We start from the raw sequence: 20,394 nt of genomic DNA on the forward strand, positions 1-20,394 counted from the left end.
GTCATCTTGCGCTGCACTTCGCGCAGTAGCACGCCCAGGATCGTTCGCTGACGCCGCACCACCTGACGCAGACGCTTGAATTGCTTGGCGTGAGCGTAGCCGCCTGCGCGGCGGCGCAAGGTCCTGCCCTCGCGTTCGTGCGTCTTCTTGAGTTGAAGGCCGGCGCGTTTGGCGAGCTGGGCAATCTTGGCTCTTGCGACTTCCAGCAGTCGGCTGTCGGTCGGGTGGGCAATGGCCTTCTCCTGCACGGTCGAATCAACAATCACGCGTTCCAACTCGACGGATTTGACGGCCTTCATCGCCACGGCCGCCTCGATGGTGGTCTTGAGCAACTGCTCCACGCCGGCTTCGCCGAGCACGCGCCGGAAGCGGCCGATCTGCGTGGCATCACAGGGCAGCTTACTCTGGTAATACTCCATGCCGCTGAAGAGTTGCCAGACCACGTTCTCGCTCCAGCGCTCGACCAGGGATTCGTCACTCTCGTTGAAGGCGTGTTTGAGGTACAGCAGCGCGACCATCAGGCGGATCGGCAAGCGCGGCCGGCCGGCTCGACTCACACCGCCTGCGGCCACCACCAACGTGGGCCCAAACATGTCGGCGTCATCGCGCGACTTGCCCAATCGGGCCTTGCGCGCAAACAGCGGCGCCAATGAGGTTTCAATCTGAGACCAGGGCAGGCGCCGAGCTAACACCGCCAGCGGGTGCTGGGGATCCACCATCCCGTCCAACCGTGCGCGGAAGAAGTCGTCGGTCGCCATCGTTTTACCCTCCAGAACTCCCAAAAATCAATAGCGATTGAATATCTTTTTGGGAGTTCTGGCCATTGGCATTCACCCCGAGATGTCAGTAGCCATGGGGGTTGGCGGGGTTTTGCAGGGCCGACTAAGAAGTGTCATTCGGACATATGGCCAGCCAACATAGTGACCGTGACTGCGGGGCAACTCAGTGCCCGTTGGAGTCATCAGTAATGGGGCCTGGTCATTTGCAGGCATTCATTCAGGTCCGCTGTGTGGCAACGGCAAGCAGGTCAGCGCGTCAAGCGGACTGCGCACACATGAGCCGCCCAGCTTCAGCGCAAGCGTGTAACCTTGCGCACGAATGGACCTCCTAAAACTGGCCGCGCTAGGCTGCCTGTATATTTTCAGCACTGCGCGGCAAGCTGGCTCCGGCCCCTCGGCGTCAACGTTAGGCATCAAATGGAAATTTCATTGCTACTGAAGGCACTTGAATACAAGAGCTGGGCGGATCGAAGAACGCTGGATGCAGTAGGAACACTTGATTCAGTCCAAGGCGCCACATCCCTCGCGTTTGCTCGACAACAACTCAATCACATGGTGAGAGTCGAAGAGAACTTCAGGGCGCGCCTCCTGTCGAAACCCGGTCTGCACTCGTCTACAAACACCGAAGTGGTCCCCGACCTCGCAGATCTTGATCAACGACTGACAGCTTCAAATGCATGGTTGGCAAGCTATGCAGCGGAACTGCGACCAGATCAGGCTCACCAGAAACTGAGCTTCACATTTGTCGATGGCTTGCGGGGATCAATGACACCAGAGGAAATTCTGTTTCATATCGTCAATCATGGAACATATCACCGCGGTGCCATCGGTCATGCACTCGATCTCGCGCGCGCAAAGCGACCCGCCGATACATATACCGTATTCATTCACGCACTCGAGCCACAGCGCCGTGATACCTAACCATTTTTTCAAACGGATCCGTTGCGGCATGCGGTTGACTCGAACGTTGAACGAGTGCAGCCGAGTGATACACCGCACGCTGGAAACTTCAGCTTTTTGGTTGTCAGCATCCTAGCGGCCTTATGGCGCGAATGTCTGTATTGGGCAGGGAGTTGCCCCTCTCTGGCACGCTCGCCGTTTCCGCCTGCGGCGTCTTGGTGCTGTTTCGCAGCTTGTGAAAGCTGTCGTTGGTACAGCCTGCGTCTCGCGCCTAGTGATTTGTGCGCTTTTGCTGTTTGTTTTCTGGTTCGCTAACAGCCCTGGAATTGCCGGTATAAACCTAGCTAAGCGGCCAAATGTCTTGGCTTCACTCAGCCCGAGCCCACGATATGGCCTTCCAAACTACCCGTGCCTGCGCCAAGCAACGCTTGGCTGTCATCTTCCTTGCGCAGACCTGCGCCGGCTCAATGGCCTTTGCGCAAGTGCAGCCCGCCCCGCTGGCCGCCTCAGCGGACCCTGTCGCCGCACTGGTCAGCCAACTTGATCTGGAAAAGTACAAGGCCACCATCAAGGGTTTGACGCAGTTTGGTGACCGTCGCCAAGGCACCGAGCGCAACCGCAAGGCCTTGGACTGGATCGAGGCCCAGCTCAAGTCCTATGGCTGCAGCAATACCGAGCGCTTGCAATACCAATACACCGAGCCGGCCAAGCGCACGCCTGCCGCGCCGCAGCCTGCGCGCGCCGGCGGCCCCGCAGGGCAGGGCGGCAGCACGCTGTTCGGCCAGCGCGCCCCGACGGGCGTGAACACCGACCCGATGGCCCAGCCCGATGAGCGTCTGCGGGCACTCAATGCCGAGCCCACGCCGGTCGGCACCTCGCTGCGCGAAAACGTCTATTGCACCAAGGTCGGCAGCAGTCGCCCCGACGAGATGTACATCGTCGGCGCGCATATGGACGGCATTGGCTGGGGCGAGGCGGCCAATGATGATGGCTCGGGCACCGCCTTGGTGATGGAGCTGGCGCGCATCTTCAGCCAGCCCGGCGTCGCGACCGAGCGCTCGATCCGCTTTGTGTTGTGGAACAACGAAGAGACCGGCCTGCAGGGTGCTTCGGCCTATGTGGCCCAGCGCAAGGACTTGCAAGGCATCGAGTCACCCAAGGGCTCGGGCCTGTATCCCGAGCCGAAATGGCTGGGCATGATCCAGCACGACATGATGTTGTTCGACCATGGCATGCCGGTGGCGCAAGTGGACGCCAAGGGCAAGACAGTGTTTGCGCCGCCCAAGGCCCAGCGCGCCGAAGCGGACGTCAATATCGAGTACCAATCAAGCTCAAAGTATGCGGACGGTGCCGCCGCGCTGGCCTGGGCCTTTCGCGCCGCCAATGACAAATACGCCAGCCATTACCCGGCCGCCGTCGGCTTTCATATGACGAACACCGACTCCACTCCGTTCATGGACTGGGTACCGGCGATTTCGCTGCGCGAGAACGAGCGTGGCATGCAGATAGGCGCCGGCTGGAACCCGCATTGGCACCAGCCGACCGACCTCTACTCGGCTTTTTCGGACCAGGATTTTTTACTCGGGCTCAACGCGGCTCAAACCACCTTGGCCGCCGTCGCGCAGTTGAGCGGGGCCAAGCTCAAGCCCTGAGTGGCCTGGTTTGGATAAACCCAAAACTCAGTGCAAGTCCCTGGGGTCGCCCAGGTGGGCGCGCAGCCATTGGCGCATTTCCCACTGCACATGGCCCACCGACTCGCGTGCGGTATAGCCATGTGCCTCCAGCGGCAGCAGCACATAACGCGCTGTGCCGCCGGTGCCAGAGAGCGCCTGGTAGAGCCGCTCGGACTGCATGGGCAGGGTGCCGGCGCGATCATCGACCTCGCCGTGGATCAGCAGCAGCGGCTCTTTGATCTGGTTGGCATACAAGAACGGCGATAGCTTCAAATAGCTGTCGCGCGCGTCCCAGAGTGAGCGCCGCTCGCTCTGGAAACCGAAAGGCGTCAGCGTACGGTTGTAGGCCCCGCTGCGCGCGATGCCGGCCTTGAAGAGATCGGTGTGGGCCAGCAGATTGACGGCCATGAAAGCGCCATAACTGTGGCCGCCTATGGCTACCCGTTTGGGGTCGGTGACGCCCAGGTCCTCGGCCTTGTCGATGATCGCTTTTGCGCTCAGCGTGATCTGTTCGATGAAATCATCGTTGACGGATTTGGCATCGCCGACGATGGGCATGGTCGCGTCCATCAGCACCACATAGCCGTCCAGCACCAGCATCAAAGGGCTGAGGCCGCTGAAGTTGGGGTAACGGTTGCTCGAGCCGCTGAGCTGGCCGGCCAGCGCCGGATCATTGAATTCCAGCGGGTAGGCCCAGACCAGCGTGGCCCGGGCTTCGCCCTCTTTATAGTCGGGCGGCAGATACATCCAGAAGGACATGTCCACGCCATCGGCGCGCTTGAAGCTGATCAGCTCGCGGCGGATCTTGCGCATCAGCGGGTGCGGTGCGCGTGCCTTGGTCAAGGCTTGCGAGGCCACCCCTGGCGAGCCCAGTGCCTGCACATGCAAGCTGGGCGGCTGATTGGTGCTTTCTTGCAGGCTCAGCAGGCGGCCGTCACCGAGCAGCTCAAGCGGCTGCGTGTAGACGGCTTCGCCGGATTGGAACAGGCGCTGCACGCTGCCGTCCTGCAAATTCAAGCGGTCCAAAAAGGGCCGGTCGCCCTTGGGGCTGGCGCCCGCGCCTTGCAGCAGCAGGCCGCCGCCATGGGTTTGCGCCAGCAGGTGGCCGCCTGGCGACATGCGCATCATCGGGCTGCCGGGGTGGCGGTAGCGCTCGCGCTGGGAATGATCAAACACCGTGCGTATGCTGCCGCCGCGCAGGGCCAGCAGGTAGCTGCGGGTCCAGGCGCGCAGGCCGTCGTCTTCAGTGACCAAGGCATGCTGGCCATCGTCGATGAAGCGCATGGTGTTGAAGCGCTGCGGCAGGCGCAGCAGCTCCTGCGCCTCGCCCGTGTAGGGCGCGTCCAGGCGCATCAGGCGGTCGCGGTGCGCGACGCGGTTATTCGGGTTGCCGCCGTCCAGCGCCTCGACCCAATAGACCGCCGCGTCTTTGTTAGGCGAGGCGTAAAAAAGCCGCGGCCCCGGCAGCACGCCGTTGATCGCCACGCCGCGCTTGAGCGGCAGCCGGGCAATCTCGCGCTGCACCACCCCGTCCGGGCGACGCACCTCCACCACCTGCGGAAAGTCATCCCAGGTCAGGCTGTAGCTGAAGGGGCGGGTGATGCGCTCGGTCAGCAGACCCTCGGCATCGCCCAGGCTGGCGACGCTGAAGAACAGGGCCGGCGTGCCGAGTCTTTTGGTCTGCAGGCTGCGCAGGTCAACACGGACCAGCTGCGACAGCGCGTGATACTCCAGCAGGCGTTCGTCATGCGGGTTTTGCAGCAGGTCAGCATGGGTGCGCTCCGGCGATGCGCGGCCGGTGGTTTCCCGGATCAAGGGCGCATTCGGCACGCTGGGCTGTTTGGGTGCTGCGCCGCGCCGCTCGACTTGGGCCAGCAGCACCAGCTCGGACGCATTCAGCCAGGCCAGCTCCCCTTGCGCCAGGGCGTTGTTGAGGCGCAGCCCCTTGATTTGTTGCAGCTCGCCGCTGCCGGCGTTGCCGACCCAGAGTTCATTGGCCTTGTCGCTGCGGCGTTCCAGCAAAAAGCGTTGGCCGTCCGGTGACCAGCTGAAGCTGTGGAAAAAGCTCTTGTCGGCGGCCTGGCCTTGGGCCAAGTCGATGATTTGCTCGGCAGCCTGCGGCTTGAACAGCGGCCGCAGGCGCAGGCGTGCGATGGCCGTGGTCTGGCTGGGCACGCTACTGGCCTCGTCAAAGCGCAGGCCGGCCAGCTTGAGCGTCGGGCGGGCCAGCTCGGCCAGGCTGTTGAAGCGGCGCGGCTCCAGCAGGGCCAGATATTGCTTGTTGGGCGAGACCAGATGCTTGGGCAAAGCCGGCGTGTCCAGCAGCTCGCGCACCGACGCAGGCGCTTGCTGGTAGATGGCCTGCTGCGGCGCGGCCATGGCGCTCACGCCCAGCAGGGCCAGGCCCGCACCCGTCAAAGCAAGACGGGCAAAACGCTTGAAGCGAGGCAGCAAGAAGGGGAGTGAGGACAACATGGCGGCAAAGCGTATCAGACCGGGGCAGTCTGGCCGGCGGCCATCAGCCACCAAGCCAGCGCCGAGAAGCTGGCGAAGGCCAGCACCGTGGACGCCATGATGATGCGGGCCACGCGGCCGTTGTCGGCGCCATAGCGCTCCGCCAACAGCGACACATTGCTGGCGCTGGGCAGGGCGGCGGCCAGTGTCAGCACGGTCAGCTGAAACCCACTCAAAGGGGCGCCCAGGGCCTGCACCAAGCTGCCCAGGCCAAAAACCAGGCTCGGATGCAGCAGCAGCTTGAGCAGGGCCACCGGCAGATAAAGCCGCACAGGCGTGCGGCTGTGCGCATGCTGACCTGCCCGCCAGAGCACCGCGCCAATGGTGAACAAGGCCACCGGCGAGGCCGCGTCGCCGAGCATATTGACCACCGTCATCAGCGGCCCCGGCAAGCTCAGCCCCAAGCCAGCGACGCCCAGCCCCAGGGCAATCGACCAAGGCAGCGGATTGGAGAGCGCGCCGCGCAAGGCCTGCAGCAGCGCGGTTTGAGGCGCAGCCGGCGCGGCGTCATGGCCGTCCGTTTGGCCGACCGTTTTGTCGTTCGCCTTGCCGCTGGTGTTCCCGCTTGTATTCCCGCTTGCCAGCGCGATGCACAAGGAACTGGTCAGCAATAGATCGACCAAGATGGTGCAGATGACAGGCCCGGCCGCCGCCGCGCCCAGCAGCGCCACCAAGAGTGGCACGCCCATGAAACCGGTGTTGGGGAAAGCGGCTACCAGCGCACCGAAGGCTGCGTCTTTCATCGGCACCCGCTCGGACCGGGTCAGGCGAATCGTCAGCGCCACCATGATCAGCGCCGCAGGTACATAAACCGCCAGCACCGCAGGGCTGAGCATGACGGCCAGCGAGGTGTTCAGGCCGAAGCGAAACAAGAGGCAGGGCAGGGCGAAGAACAGCACAAAGCCGTTCAAGCCGGGGATCGCCGCTTGCGCCAGCAGGCCGCGTTGGGCGGCCAGATAGCCGCACAAGATCAGCGCAAAAAAGGGCAGGGTGACGACAAGGATGGCTTGCATGCAGGGCGCGAGTATCGCAAGCCCGGCTTGCAGGGGGCTGAACGGGCCGCCCGCCCGGCGGGCGGATTGCCTCTTTAAACCGGGCTGGCGCCGGCCCGCCCAGCTTCCACCGCAAAGCGCGCCGATATATCGACCGGGCTGTTGGCGTCCCAGAGTTCGCGCACCGTGCGCAGTTCGACGCTCAGGCCGCCGGCCGCCAGATCGAAGCACATATAGCCATGCTGATCACCTCGGCCATAGCGCAGATGCGGGTTGTGCGGCAGCGCGCGATCAATGCGGGCCTGGTCCAGGCCCTGGCTGCTGATGGAGGTGCCGCAGAACTCGGTCGCCACCACCCTGCTCTTGGCGTGGTTGAAGTCCTGCTTCAGGTCGGCCACGTAGTTGGCGTGCACGTCGCCGCCCAGCACCACCGCGTTGGCCAGTTTCTTGTCGACCAGGCCTTGCAACAAGCGCTCGCGCGCGGCGGGGTAGCCGTCCCAGCCATCGGTCCAGTGCACACGCGGCTCGGCCGGATCGGTTTGCCAGTTCATCTGCGCCATCAAGGTCGATTGCGCCAGCAAATTCCAGGGCCGCGTTGCGTCCCAGCTCTGCGCCAGCCAGCGCTCTTGCGGCAGACCCAGGAAGGTGCGCTGGGGGTCTAAAAAAGCCGGGCAGTCCTTGATCGACAGCGTGTTGGAGCCGCCGCGCCCCGGCTTCGGGCAGACCTGTGGGTCGCGGTACTGGCGGCAGTCCAGCGTCATGATGCGGGCCAGCTTGCCCCAGTCATAGCGCTCATGAATGCGAATCTCGTGCCCCTGGGGCCGCATCGCTTTCGGGAACGGCATGTGTTCCCAATAAGCCTTGGTGGCGGCCACGCGGCGCGCCGGGAAGTCAGGCTCCAGGCCTTGCGAGCTGTCGCCGGCCCAGTCGTTGTCCACTTCATGGTCATCCCAGGTGATGACCCAGGGTGCGCGCGCATGCATGGCTTGCAGAGCCGGGTCGCTCTTGTACTGGGCATAACGCTGACGGTACTCGGGCAGCGTGCGGCACAGGCCGCCTATATGGACGCGCGGCGATGGGCCGCTGGCCGAGGCGTTCGAGATGGCCGCGCTTTCGTAGATGTAGTCGCCCAGGAACAGCACGAGATCGAGATCTTGTTTTGCCATATCGGCCCAAGCCGCATAACGGCCATGGTCCCAGCGCTGGCAAGAGGCGATGGCGAAGCGCAGCCGCGAGACGTCGCCATCGGCGGCGGGCGCGGTGCGCGTGCGCCCGACCATGCTGCGCGCGCCCAGGGCGCTGAAACGATAGAAATACCAGCGGTCGGGCTTCAAGCCTTGGGCTTCGGCGTGCACGCTGTGGGCGTCTTCAGATATCGCTTGTTCGATGCCGCGTGCGGCAATGCGGCTGAAGGCTTCGTCTTCGGCCAACTCCCAGCTCACCTCGGCCTTGGGCGGCAGGTCGGCGCCGGTCAGCCTGGTCCACAAAACCATGCCGCCCGGGCGCGGGCAACCGGAGGCCAGGCCCAGAGCGAAGCGATCGACCGCGTCGGCAGCGAAGGCGTGGCGGATGAAGAGCGGCGCGCTGGCGGCGGCAATGGAGGCTTGCAGCAAGCGGCGGCGACGGGAGTCGGGCGTGGTGATGAGGCTCATGGCCTACAGCATAGCGTCCCCGCATGGCTATCATGCTGGGCTGCCCCCGCTCAAAGCCATGTCCGCCAAACCCGCCACCACGCTCAATCCCGCCCAGCTCGAAGCCGTCCATCATCTGGACGGCCCCTGCCTGGTGATTGCCGGTGCGGGCTCGGGCAAGACCAGCGTGATCACGCAAAAAATCGCGCGCCTGCTGCAGGCCGGTTACGCAGCCAAGCACATCGGCGCCATCACCTTCACCAACAAGGCCGCGCAGGAAATGCGCGAGCGTGCCAAGAGCCTGATCGGCGCGCGCGCCGCCAAGGACCTGGGTATCTCGACCTTTCACAGCTTGGGCGTGCGCATCCTGCGCCGCGAGGGGCCGCTGGTCGGGCTGAAGGAGCAGTTCTCGATTCTCGACAGCGATGATGTGCAGGGCGTGCTGCGCGACGCCGGCGGCACGCTGGACGCCAACCAGGCCAAGGCCTATCAGTGGACGATTTCGGGCTGGAAGAACCAGGGCTTGACGGCCAAGCAGGCGCTGGCCATGGCCAAGGACGAACACGAGCGCGCCGCTGCTATCGTGATGGAGCGTTATCAAGAGCGGCTGGCGGCTTATCAGGCGGTTGACTTTGATGACCTGATCAGCCTGCCGCTGCGGCTCTTGAACGAACACGCCGAGGCGCGCGGGCGCTGGCAAGACCAGCTGCGTTACATCCTGGTGGACGAGTACCAGGACACCAACGCCGTGCAGTACGACTTGCTCAGGGCCTTGGTCGGCCCGCGCGCGATGTTCACGGCGGTGGGTGACGATGACCAGAGCATTTACGGCTGGCGCGGTGCCACGATCGAGAACCTCAAGCGCCTACCGGTCGATTACCCCCGCCTGAAGGTGATTCCGCTGGAGCAGAACTACCGTTCGACCGGCGCCATCCTGCGCGCAGCCAATAACGTTATTGCGGTCAACCCGAAGATTTTCGAGAAAAAGCTGTGGAGCGAGTTCGGCGACGGCGACCCGGTCTCGCTGGTCGAGTCAGACGGCGAGGAGCATGAGGCCGAGCGCGCGGTGCAGCGCATCCAGGCTTTGCGCTCGGAGGGCAAGGCGCAGCACTTTGCCGACTTCGCCATTCTTTACCGCGCCAACCATCAGGCCCGCAGTTTCGAGAAAGCGCTGCGCAAGGCCGAGATCCCCTACAAGGTGTCCGGCGGTCAGAGCTTCTTCGACAAGAGCGAGATCAAGGATCTCTGCGCCTGGTTGCGCCTGCTGGTCAACCAGGATGATGACCCGGCTTTCTTGCGCGCCATCACCACGCCCAAGCGCGGCATCGGCCACCAGACCCTGGGCTCGCTGAGCCAGTTCGCGGGGCGCTGGAAGAGCAGCATGTTCGAGGCGCTGTTTGCCGAGTCCCTGGGCGAAGTGATGAGTGCCAAAGCACTGGGCTCGCTGCATGAGTTCGGCCGCTACATCACCGATCTGGAGTTCCGCGCCAAGCACACCGAGGGCAGCGAGCCGGCCAAGGCCTTGCTGCTGGAATGGGTCAAGGACATTGGCTACGAAGAACATCTGCTGGGCAGCGAGGACAACGAGAACGTCGCGATCGCACGCTGGAACAATGTGCTCGACTTCATCGATTGGGTCGCCAAGCGCTGTGGCGGCCAAGTGACGCAGGACGGCGGCGCCACCGTCGAGAGCGAAAAGCAAACCGTGCTGCAGGTCGCGCAGACCATCAGCGTCATCATCTCCTTGGCCGAGCGCAATGAAGAGCAAGACCAAGTCACGCTGACCACGCTGCACGCGTCCAAGGGTTTGGAGTGGCCGCATGTCTTTCTGGCCAGCGTCAACGAAGGGCTCTTGCCCTTCAAGGCCGACGATGAAGAGATGACTGCGCAGCGCTTGGAGGAAGAGCGCCGGCTGATGTATGTGGGCATCACGCGGGCGCGCAGCACGCTGGCTGTGGGCACGCTGCGCCGGCGCAAGAAGTCGCGCGAGACGGTGATGGGCATCCCCAGCCGCTTTATCACCGAGATGCGCTTGAATGAAGGCAGCACCAAGGAAGACCCGCGTGAGAAGCTCAAGCGGCTGCGGGAGTCCTTTGCCGCCAAGGGTGCGGCCTCAAACGCGGCGCAGGCCGCCGAAGGCAAGACGGGGCCGAATTAAACGCGGTCTTGCAGCGCAATGCCTGCATGGCTTGACGGCATTGCGGAAACAGGGTCAAGTCTTGCCCTCAGACTTCGTCCGTCCGTGCTTGGTGATTTTTCCAGGTCCTCAAGCTTGTCCTTCATGCCCGCAGATCGCAATCGACCGCAGCCGCTTTGACTTCGCCAATTGCCACCCCGAGCCGCCGCCTCGCCTCTGTTTTAGCCTCGCTGCATGCCTTGTTGGGCGGTGCGGTGGGTGCGGTCGTAAGCCTGGCCATCGTGTTGACGCTGGGCGTGCTGGCGCTGGCGCCCATGGGCAGCCGGGCGGCTTTGATAGGTGTTCCCGCTGCCTTTGCCTGCGTGATCGTCGGCGCCGGGATTTTCTCCATTTGCAGCCGCAGTCGCATGGCGGCCGGCGGCCCCAGCTCTCCAACGGCCCTGATCATTGCCTTCTTGCTCAGCCAAGTCTTGCGCCAAGAGCAGGCCAGCGGTGGCGCGATGGCGCTGACGCTGGTTCTGGCGGTCTTGAGTGCGGCGGTCATGGTCATGGGCCTGTTGCAAATGCTGATGGCGGCCATGAAGCTCGGGCGCCTCGCACGCTTTGTCCCGCAGCCGGTCTTGGCCGGCTTTATGAATGGGGTTGCCTTGCTGGTGCTGCTGGCCCAAGTGCCGGCCTTGCTGGCTGTGGCGCCCGAGCTGTGGCCGGGCCATGGCTGGCAGGCGCTACAGCAAGCACATCTCGGGGCCCTGGCTCTGGGCCTGGGGACGGCCGGGCTGGTTTGGCTGCTGGCTTGGCGGGCGCCGCGCTTGCCGGCGGCCTTGGCTGGCATGCTGCTGGGGCTCTTGAGCTTTCACCTGGCTAGCGCTACTTGGCCCGCGCTTGACCTCGGCGCCACGCTTGGTGCCTTGGAAGCCGAGCAGTTTTTGTCGGGCTTGTTCGCCGTTTGGGCCGAGCCCGTGGCAACCCTGTCCTTGCTGGCCCCGCATGCCCGGGCCATAGGCCTAACGGCTGTTTTGCTGGCCATGGTCGGCAGCCTGGAGTCTTTGCTGAATCTGCGCGCCGCCGATCAGCGCAGCGGCGAACAAAGTGATGAAAACCGCGAACTTTGGGCCTTGGGCCTGGCCAATATCGGTGGCGGCTTGTTTTGTGCTTTGCCAGTGACGCGTTCCCGAAGCCGAGCGATGGCCATCGAGATGGCAGGCGGGCGCGGCGGCCTTGGCGCCATCGGGGCGGTGCTTTGTTCGGCCTTGTTGGTCGGCTATGCCGGCGCATGGTTGGCCTATTTACCGCGCGCCGTCTTGGCCGGTGTGATGCTGACCGTCGCCTTCAGCCTCGTGGACCGCCGCTCGACCCAGCTGCTCTTGCAGCAACTGGGTCGGTTGAATAGCCCATTCCGCCAAGGCAATTCAGATGGCAGGGCCAGACGGGAAGGCCTGCTCACCATGAGTCTGGTCTGTCTGTTGACCCTGTGGCAAGGACCGGGTGCGGGCGTGATCCTGGGCTTGCTCTTGTCGATCTTGTTGTTCTTGCGTGGCCTGAACCGCAGCTTGGTGCGGGCTCGGTTTTCTGCGCAGCAGCGGCCCAGCCGGCGTGTTTATCCGCCGCAGGTGGAGCTGGCTTTGCGCGAGGCGCGGCCGCATATCTGGGTGGTGGAATGGGAGGGCGCGCTCTTTTTTGGCAATGCCGACCGTGTTCAAGATGAAGCTCGGCATGTGCCCGCCGACGCGCGCTGCTTGATCGTCGATTTGCAGCGTGTCTTGTCGATTGACGAGTCCGGTGCGATGGCCTTGCTGCAACTCCATGCCGCCTTGGCACGCAGAGCTTGTCGCCTGCTGCTGGCCGGGCTGGGGCCCAACAGCCCGCTGCGTAGCCAGCTGATGGACCATTTGCCCGAGGCCAAATCTGCCACTTCGGGTTTGATCTCAAACCAATGCCACCTGGATGTGGATCACGCGCTCGAAGCGGCCGAGCGGCAAGCCTTGCAGACAAGTCTTGGCTCGGGCCAAGTGCATGAATTGGGCGGCGCCGTGCCCCTGGCACAAAGCAGTCTCTTGCGAGACTTGTCCGCCGCGCAGCAGACCGTCGCCACGGCCTACCTGCAGCCGCTGAGTTTGAAGGCTGGCGAGCGCCTGTTCAGCGAGGGTGAGCTCGGCAATGGCGTCTATGTGCTAACGCGTGGTTCGATCAGTATTGTGAGCGGCAGCGGCCAGCGTTTCATGAGCTTTTCTGCCGGCACGATGTTGGGCGAGCTGGCCCTGCTGGACGGCCAAGGCCGCAGCGCCGACGCTGTGGCCGACCAAGATGCGGACCTCTTTTTACTCACGCCGCAAGCGCTCAGTGCCATGGCTGCCGCCGACCCTTTGCTGTGCAGCCAGCTCTACCGCAATATGGCGCTTCATCTGGCCACGCGCCTGCGGGTGGCGACCAGCGCTTGGCGCAGTGCGGCCGGGCTGCAATGACTTGCAAGCCTGCGATGATGATCGCTTTGCCGGAAACCCAATCTATGTCCAAGTCAACACTGGCCGTTCTGGCCTTGCTCCTATCGTTTGGCGCTGCGGCCGCCACTGCCAAGAAGCCCGCCAAAGCTGCCTCCGCCCCCGAAGTGTCTGCATCCGCGCCGGCCGCGACCGCAGCCCAGGCCGTGACGACCGCCTCCGGCCTGCGCTACGAGCCGCTTACCGTGGGCAAGGGGCCGCACCCGACGGCCACCGACAAGGTGCGCGTGCACTATGTAGGCCGCTTCCTGGACGGGCGTGAGTTTGACAGCTCGATCAAGCGCGGCGAGCCGGCCGAGTTCCCGCTCAACCGCGTCATCAAATGCTGGACCGAGGGCGTGCAACTGATGCAGGTCGGTGGCAAGGCGCGCCTGCATTGCCCCTCAAGCATTGCCTACGGCGAGCGCGGCGCGGGTGGCGGCGAGATCCCGCCGAACACGCCGCTGGTGTTCGAGGTGGAACTGTTGGCGATTGTGGGCAATTGAGAGCTAGCCCGGATGTTTCACGAGGGACGCGGGAATTGCGGGAGTCCAGGCCGCAGCCAATGGCGCTGAGACGGCCGCAGCCGATGCCCCGTGGCATCGGCGAGGAGTTGAAGCGTCAGGGGCAAGGTCTGGGCCGAGCAAGCCCGCGTAGGACCTGTAGCCAAAATGGATAGAACGTCGAAGCGAAGGAACGTCGTGCCCATCGGTGCTGTGGACCAGCCGGGGCCGACCTCGTGAAATATCCGGGCTTGCAGGGCGGCTTAGCGCTAGGCGCGCCCTCGCTGGCTCCTTGATGGCGCTTCAAAGGCCGTTCTGCGCCCTAATGCGGCCATTCCTTTCGGCTCGATGTGCTCAAACAATTCGCAAAAAGAATATCTAGATTATTTAAATCGCGGGTTGGTGGTGAACAAGGTGAGCCTGAACGGCTGCCGCGATAGGCGGCCAGTGGTGGGACTTGCTTTGCAATGCTGAGGTTCGCCGCACTCACCCTAACTCATGTTGACGAGTTGATGATGGAGGGCCGAGGGCATACCCCTGACCTATGCTCTGCCGCCACAGACATAATGCGCGAAATATAGGCAAGGAATTTGTCCAGGCCCATCGTCCTTTATCAATGCTTCTTCGGTCCTATCGGTGCTTCAATTCCAGATGGGTATCCACCTTAAACACCGCCTGTCTTTGAGCGCGGGTACTTAATGCCAACTGCTCAACGCTGCCTCGCCAAGGATGCGACGTGCAGTGGCCCGGTGCCATTTCAGCTCTTGCCCGCCCTGCCGCTGCGCGGGGATCAACTTGAACCTTGAGTGTCCAAGAACGCTTGAACATTCTTTCTTTGTCGTTATCGAACTCTGGAGCCAGGCAATGCGAACCACGATCTCTTGGGCAATTTCTATTGCAGTCTTTTTGGGCGCTGTCGCCCCCGTTGGCGCACAAACACCCACGCCGGGTTCCACGCTGTTCCAGAATGTCCGCATTCTCGACGGCAAGGGGCGGCCGCTCTCAGGGCCGTCGCATGTGCTTGTACGCGGCGGGAAGATCGAGCGTATTTCGACAACGCCTATCGTCAGCGACCGCCCTGCGGATGCCGTCGTGATTGACGGCGGTGGCCGCACGCTGATGCCCGGATTGATTGACATGCACTGGCATACGTTGATGGTGCGACCATCTCCCGTGGCGTTCCTCACGGGAGACGTCGGGCACTTGAACCTGCTCGCGGGCGCCGAGGCATCGGCGACGCTGATGCGAGGCTTCACAACCGTTCGCGACATGGGCGGACCCGCCTTCGGCTTGAAACGTGCGATCGACGAGGGGATTGTTACCGGTCCTCGGATTTATCCCTCGGGCGCCATCATCTCCATCACCGGTGGTCATGGCGACTTCCGCCAGCCCTTCGAGCTACCACGTGCCCTTGGGACGACGCAGTCGCGCGGAGAGCAGATCGGCGCCGCGATGATTGCGGACAGCCCGGACGAGGTCCGTGTACGCGTGCGCGAACAGCTCCTGCAAGGTGCGACCCAGATCAAGTTGACGGCTGGCGGCGGCGTATCCTCGCCCCACAGCCCATTAGACGCCTCCACTTTCACCGAGGCCGAGCTACGCGCCGCTGTCGAGGCCGCAGAGAACTGGGGCACCTATGTGGCCGTGCATGCGTACACGCCCGTGTCAATCAAACGTGCGATCGCAGCCGGCGTCAAATGCATCGAGCATGCGCACCTCATGGATGAGGCGACGGCGAAGCTGATCGCCGACAGCGGTGTCTGGTTGAGTACCCAGCCCTTTGCTGACGATATTGTCGACGTCTACCCTCCCGGATCGTCGGAGCGTGCGAAGGCGAAGTCGGTACTCGATGGCATGGACAAGACCTTCACGCTCGCCAAGAAGTATCGAATCAAAGTCGCATTCGGGACGGACATTCTGTTCTCTGCCAAACAGGCTCAGGATCAAGGGGCGATGCTGAGCAAGCTGACCCGTTGGTACAGCCCGGCAGAAACGATCGCGATCGCGACTGGGGGCAATGGCCAATTGTTGGCGCTGTCCGGTGAGCGTAACCCCTACCCCGGCAAACTCGGTGTCGTCGAAGAAGGTGCGCTGGCTGACTTGTTGTTGGTGGACGGCGATCCGGTCGCCAACATCAAGTTGATCGAAGATCCGGCGAAGAACCTGCTGGTGATCATGAAGGACGGAAAGATTCACAAGAACACGCTGACGAATTCGCTTTAGGCCTGGTGGAGAGGGGGACCGAGCCCCCTCCCGGCAGTGTGCAAACTCGGGGACAAGGGTTGGTCCTTGCCTTTTGCTGCCCAAGTGTCAATTCTGAACGACTGTTCCGGGCATGTGCCGGCGCCCGCTCTCCGCATCCGAGTGACAAGAACTGGTCGGAACCGTGGGGGCCGCATCATTGCCCGTAAGCCGACGTTGACCAAAACGGTTGGAGAACCGAACGCCAGCTTTGCTGCGCCTGTTCGAACTGTCGGCCTGGCGCAGACTAGGATGTTTCAAGGGCACTGACGGCCAGGCAACTCAGCGCCCATAGCGGCCGGCCACAGTGCGTTATGGACCTTTCTCGATCATTTGCAGCCGGCCGGTGGCGGCTTCACTCGGGCCAGGTCCAGTCGACAGCTCGCCTCTGATAGGAGCTGTTCGAGTCGGAGAGGCCGCCGCATGGCTCCAACCTCCACGAATCAGCATCTAAGGATGTCCGCAGCACTTGTCGGCGACCACCCCGACCCTCGGGCCCTTGACGACCCCTCGGCTTGCCTACAGGCACAATCCAGCTGATCGGGGCGATCCTGGCGTCAGGCCTGCCGGGAAGCCCGCCGTAAAAATGGAGCAGCATCAATGGCACTGACGAAGAAGGGCGAGTTCTGGTACGGGACGACGTCCGGCGACACCCAAGCCGAGCTGCGCAGCTATAGCGTTGCGAATCGCCATGAGGCCGTCCGGTTTGCCGCGTCCAAATGCGATTGCGGGTGCCGGACCTTCGCGTTGCAGACCGATGAAGAAGCGGGCGTGGCGATCCGCACCTGCACCGACTGCGGGCAGGAACACCTGATGGGCGACAGCGCGGACCACCTTGAACAAGCCGCGCCCGAAGCGCACGAGTGCGTGTGCGAGAACGAGGTGTTCGAGCTGATGTCCGGCGTCTCCGTGTACGAGGGCACACATGACGTACGTTGGTACTACATCGCTTGCCGCTGTGTGGAATGCAATCTGGTCGGGGTCTTCGCAGACTGGAAGTGTGAAGCGGGTGATGCGGCGGCCTTCCTCGCCAAGGTATGAGCGGCCGAGGGCTGTCATGAAGTGATCGGCGGACTTGGCTGTATCAATGACGGCTAGCGCACCCAGCTGTTCCCGGCTCCAAATTCGATTTCATCGAAGCTCAGCACCAGGCTGACAGCGGCCGCTCAAGGAATTCGCAGCGCTTTGATTCTTGCGCCAGTTATTCCCCTCTTTTTAGCCGCGCAATGAACTGCTTCAACTGCGCATCCGGAGCCCCAGGCCGGCGCATCTTCTCTGCCTATTGAATGGCCAGCGCACGCTGGCCGCCTTGCGCTGGCCCAGGCCTTGATGGACCAGGCCCAAGTTGTAATGCACCTTTGCGCGCTCGGGCGGCAGTTTGGCGGCGCGGGTCAGCGCGCTTGCCGCCTCGGGCATGCGCTTCTCTTCGGCCAAGAGCAGACCCAAGGAAAAGGTCAACCACTTGCTGCCGACGCTGTTGTCGAACAGCTTGGTGCGACCTTCAGCACTGCCGTTTTCGCCCGAGGCGGTGATTTGGGCGGCGACGGCGCTGGTCAGGTCGACCGGCGTGGCGACCAGCGCCGAGAGACTGCGGCTGCCGGTTCGCGTAGCGTCGCAAGGCTGGCCGCCCAAGGCACGGGCGCTCGCCTCGGCCAGCGTGCTGGCACTGCCATTGAGCACATGGACCGAAGCCAGCTTGACCCGGATTTGCTCAGCACTGCAGCCCGGCGCATGGGCCTGCCAATAGGGCAGGTTTTGCTCGCTGACCAGGTCACTGGCATGTTGGTGCGCTGCCGCAGTCGCGGCCAGAGGGTAAGCGGCGCCGGGCAGGGCTGTAAGGGCCAGGGCCTGGCGCGACAAAGTGAAGCGGGAAGATTTCATCAGAGGACTTTCGCTGTGGTCGAAGGGGGACGGGCAGCGGCGCATACATCGCAATAGCCACCCTGCAGCGATTCTGGGCAGCCCAGGCCCAATCTCCAAACGAGTAAACAGCGCGGCCAAAAGCAGTATTTCTCGGCCTCAACCTGTCAGTTCTGACAGTTGAATTCAGACCCGAACACAGCTATTCGACACCTCGCTGACCACAACTTGACCCGCCAACAGCGCCAGTTGCTGCAGGCTCAAGGGCGCCGCCCCCGCCACTTGGCAAGCGGCCGCGCCGGCCGCAACCGCCCAACGCAGATGTTGCTGCGGCGGCGCTCCGATGGGTTCGCGCAGCAGACTGAACAGCAAGCCGGCCATGGCGGCATCGCCGGCGCCGATCGTGTCAACCACGTCAATCGCCGGTGGGCGCGCCTGCACTTCTCGCTCAGCATGAAATAGACTCGCCCCGTCTGCACCGCGCGTTAGCAGCACCAGCGCATGTGGATTCCAATCGGTGATTTGCGCCAGCCCGAGCCTATGGTCGGGGCTGCGGAACAGGCCGCAGAGGTCTTCGTCCGAGACCTTGATCACGTCGGCGATGCGGCACATGCGCTGTAGCGTAGCGTCGTATCGCGCATCCATGGCCATGGCGCGGAAGTTCGGGTCATAGCTGATGCGCTTGCCCGCGCTTTTCAGCGACTCGGCCAAATCCAGCAGGCGCGCAGCCAAGGGTTCGCGCGTCAGGCTGATACCGCCGAAATGCGCCCACAACAGATCGTCGCGCCAGCCACGGGGAAGCGCATCCGGCTGAAAGTACAGGTCGGCGCTGTCGTCGCCGACAAAGAAATATTGCGGCGGCGCGGTTTCGTGCACCACGGCCAGCAAGGGCGACTTATGGGCTAACTGCTGAGTGAAGCGCATATCGAGGCCGGCGGCTTGGGCTGCCTGCCACAGCGCCTGGCCGAACACATCGGCGCTGATCGCTCCGCCAAAGGCCGTGGGCACACCCAAGCCCGCCAACGCTCGAGCCAAGTTCCAAGGCGCTCCGCCGCAGACCGAAGTCCATTGCTCGGGGCCGCTGCGGATCATGTCGGTCAGCGCCTCGCCGAAGGAAACCACGCTTGGCATCATGATGCCGCCCGCTCCAGCGCCGCCAGCATCTCATAGCAGGCGCCCATGGTGTGATAGTCAGTCTTGCCGGCCGGGCTCTTCTCGTCGCTATAGGCGCTGTTGTCCGGCTTGAGGATGCGAAACCATGCGCCGTGCTGATGGTCGATCATGTGATCCCAGGCGTAAGACCAAATCAAGTCGTACCAGGCCCAGTACTGGGCCTCGCCGGTGCGCAAGGCCAAGAGGCCGGCGGCGGCCAAGCTTTCGGCCTGCACCCAGAAATACTTGTCGGCATCGCAGACCTCGCCGTCCGGCGCAAAGCCGTAGACCAGGCCGCCATGCTCGCGGTCCCATGCGTGGCGCATCGCCTGGCTGAACAAGGCCTGCGCACGCGGCAGCAGCCAGTCGCCGTCGTCTGCCAGCAAAGCGCGGTGGCGCTCCAGCGTCAGCAAGAGCTTGGCCCATTCGGTCAGGTGGCCCGGCTGTATGCCCCAGGGGCGGAAGATATTCGTTTTGTCGTCGCGGTTGTAGTCCCAATCGGGCAGCCAGTCGGATTTGTAATGCTCCCAGATTTGGCCATCGGACAGTGCTGCTTGGCGCATGGTGATATTGCGCGCCAGGGTTTCGGAGCGAAGCAAATAGCGCTGATCGGCCGTTGCGTCAAAGGCCGCCAGCATCGCTTCACAGGCATGCATATTGGCGTTCTGCCCTCGGTAGGGGTCAAGTCTTGACCAATCTGCGCTGGCCACGTCGGCATACAAGCCGGCCTCGGGGTTCCAGAACCGCGCCTCCATCAAGGCCCAGGTGTCGTCCATCCAAGCCACGGCTTCGGGCTCACCCGCCAGCGCAGCATGGGCATAGGCCAGCATCACAAAGGCCAGGCCGTAGCAATGGTTGTCGGCGTCAATGGGCAGGGCAGCGCCGTCTTGCCAGCGCAAGCACCACAGGTAGCCGCCAGTGTCGGGTTGGCGATGGGCGTCGCGCAGGAAGCGCAGACCGTGGCGCATCATCTGCCGGTATTGCTCGCCCCCAAAGTGACGATAGGCCATCGCATAGTTGAAAACAAAGCGAGTGCTGCTGACCAGATGGCGGGTCTGTGAGTCATAGACCCTTCCGTCATCGCGGTAGAAGTGGAAGAAGCCGCCACTTGCATCGACGCACACCGGATCGTAAAAACTCAAGGTGTGGCGCACATGGGCGCGCAAGGTGGCGGAGTCGCGAAAATTCGGGGAATCCGGCTGGCCGGTTTTTGCAGGCGTATTCATTCGGCAATTAGAAGCCAGGATAGGCCCCAATAGTGACTGCACCCTGCGAGGCTTGCTAGCCCATATCCTTAGAAATGCTGCGCTTTGAATTTGCCAAAGGGCTGCTTGCGGACCTGCTTCGGACATCCGGCCGCCGAGTCGCTGAACGGCCGAACTCGAAGGAAGCTGCTATGGAATACCTGAAAATGAGCGGCAGCAATTGGCCTAACGCTGAATTTGGGCGAGCTTAGACATAGGGCACTTTGATGCCATTTTCCGCCCTTTTCCGCCCTTTTCCGCCAATTTCCGCCCGCATCAGCGCTAAGTTGG

14 protein-coding genes are annotated in these 20,394 nt (G+C 63.3%); 7 read left to right on the forward strand and 7 right to left on the reverse strand.

What is annotated here, in order from left to right:
- Positions 1–758, reverse strand: a 758-nt coding sequence (locus PRZ03_RS07495; protein WP_273599713.1) for an IS5 family transposase, incomplete at its 3' end; no start/stop codon positions are given.
- Between the two features lie 438 nt (positions 759–1,196).
- Between PRZ03_RS07495 and PRZ03_RS07500 the strand changes: the two genes are divergently transcribed.
- Together PRZ03_RS07500 and PRZ03_RS07505 are read left to right on the forward strand one after the other, a co-directional pair.
- Positions 1,197–1,700 carry a DinB family protein gene (locus tag PRZ03_RS07500; protein WP_273599714.1) on the forward strand — a complete coding sequence of 168 codons (504 nt, stop codon included), beginning with the start codon at positions 1,197–1,199 and terminating at the stop codon, positions 1,698–1,700.
- Between the two features lie 368 nt (positions 1,701–2,068).
- A complete protein-coding gene (locus PRZ03_RS07505; protein ID WP_273599715.1) occupies positions 2,069–3,331 on the forward strand; it encodes a M28 family metallopeptidase in 1,263 nt (420 codons plus the stop codon).
- 27 nt (positions 3,332–3,358) lie between these two features.
- On the opposite strand, the gene PRZ03_RS07510 is transcribed toward PRZ03_RS07505, so the two are convergent.
- From PRZ03_RS07510 to PRZ03_RS07520, 3 genes are all read right to left on the reverse strand, one after another.
- Entirely contained in the window at positions 3,359–5,827 is a 2,469-nt protein-coding gene (locus PRZ03_RS07510) for an alpha/beta hydrolase family protein (protein ID WP_273599716.1), read from the reverse strand.
- Positions 5,828–5,841: 14 nt separating this feature from the next.
- Positions 5,842–6,879, reverse strand: coding sequence for an AEC family transporter (locus PRZ03_RS07515; protein ID WP_273599717.1), 1,038 nt, complete (start codon positions 6,877–6,879; stop codon positions 5,842–5,844).
- A gap of 74 nt (positions 6,880–6,953) precedes the next feature.
- On the reverse strand, positions 6,954–8,510 hold the full coding sequence (locus tag PRZ03_RS07520; RefSeq protein WP_273599718.1) for an alkaline phosphatase D family protein: 1,557 nt from the start codon (positions 8,508–8,510) through the stop codon (positions 6,954–6,956).
- A gap of 58 nt (positions 8,511–8,568) precedes the next feature.
- On the opposite strand from PRZ03_RS07520, the gene PRZ03_RS07525 reads away from it, so the two are divergent.
- From PRZ03_RS07525 to PRZ03_RS07545, 5 genes are all read left to right on the forward strand, one after another.
- On the forward strand, positions 8,569–10,647 hold the full coding sequence (locus PRZ03_RS07525) for an ATP-dependent helicase (RefSeq protein WP_273599719.1): 2,079 nt from the start codon (positions 8,569–8,571) through the stop codon (positions 10,645–10,647).
- A gap of 155 nt (positions 10,648–10,802) precedes the next feature.
- Positions 10,803–13,088 carry a SulP family inorganic anion transporter gene (locus tag PRZ03_RS07530; protein ID WP_273599720.1) on the forward strand — a complete coding sequence of 762 codons (2,286 nt, stop codon included), beginning with the start codon at positions 10,803–10,805 and terminating at the stop codon, positions 13,086–13,088.
- A gap of 44 nt (positions 13,089–13,132) precedes the next feature.
- Positions 13,133–13,609: an FKBP-type peptidyl-prolyl cis-trans isomerase gene (locus PRZ03_RS07535; protein WP_273599721.1), complete on the forward strand. Its 477-nt coding sequence runs from the start codon at positions 13,133–13,135 to the stop codon at positions 13,607–13,609.
- 861 nt (positions 13,610–14,470) lie between these two features.
- Positions 14,471–15,829 (forward strand): metal-dependent hydrolase family protein, encoded by a 1,359-nt coding sequence (locus tag PRZ03_RS07540; RefSeq protein WP_273599722.1) that lies wholly within the window; start codon positions 14,471–14,473, stop codon positions 15,827–15,829.
- Positions 15,830–16,447: 618 nt separating this feature from the next.
- On the forward strand, positions 16,448–16,888 hold the full coding sequence (locus PRZ03_RS07545; protein WP_263533579.1) for a hypothetical protein: 441 nt from the start codon (positions 16,448–16,450) through the stop codon (positions 16,886–16,888).
- A gap of 195 nt (positions 16,889–17,083) precedes the next feature.
- On the opposite strand, the gene PRZ03_RS07550 is transcribed toward PRZ03_RS07545, so the two are convergent.
- From PRZ03_RS07550 to PRZ03_RS07560, 3 genes are all read right to left on the reverse strand, one after another.
- Positions 17,084–17,728, reverse strand: a complete 645-nt coding sequence (locus PRZ03_RS07550) for a hypothetical protein (RefSeq protein WP_273599723.1) — start codon at positions 17,726–17,728, stop codon at positions 17,084–17,086.
- A gap of 165 nt (positions 17,729–17,893) precedes the next feature.
- On the reverse strand, positions 17,894–18,841 hold the full coding sequence (locus tag PRZ03_RS07555; protein ID WP_273599724.1) for a carbohydrate kinase family protein: 948 nt from the start codon (positions 18,839–18,841) through the stop codon (positions 17,894–17,896).
- Positions 18,838–20,085 carry an AGE family epimerase/isomerase gene (locus PRZ03_RS07560; protein WP_273599725.1) on the reverse strand — a complete coding sequence of 416 codons (1,248 nt, stop codon included), beginning with the start codon at positions 20,083–20,085 and terminating at the stop codon, positions 18,838–18,840. Before PRZ03_RS07560 ends, PRZ03_RS07555 begins: the two co-directional genes overlap by 4 nt.
- Between the last annotated feature and the right edge of the window lie 309 nt (positions 20,086–20,394).

Origin of the sequence: Roseateles albus (assembly GCF_028595345.1) — a bacterium.
Lineage (GTDB): Bacteria > Pseudomonadota > Gammaproteobacteria > Burkholderiales > Burkholderiaceae_C > Paucibacter_A > Paucibacter_A albus.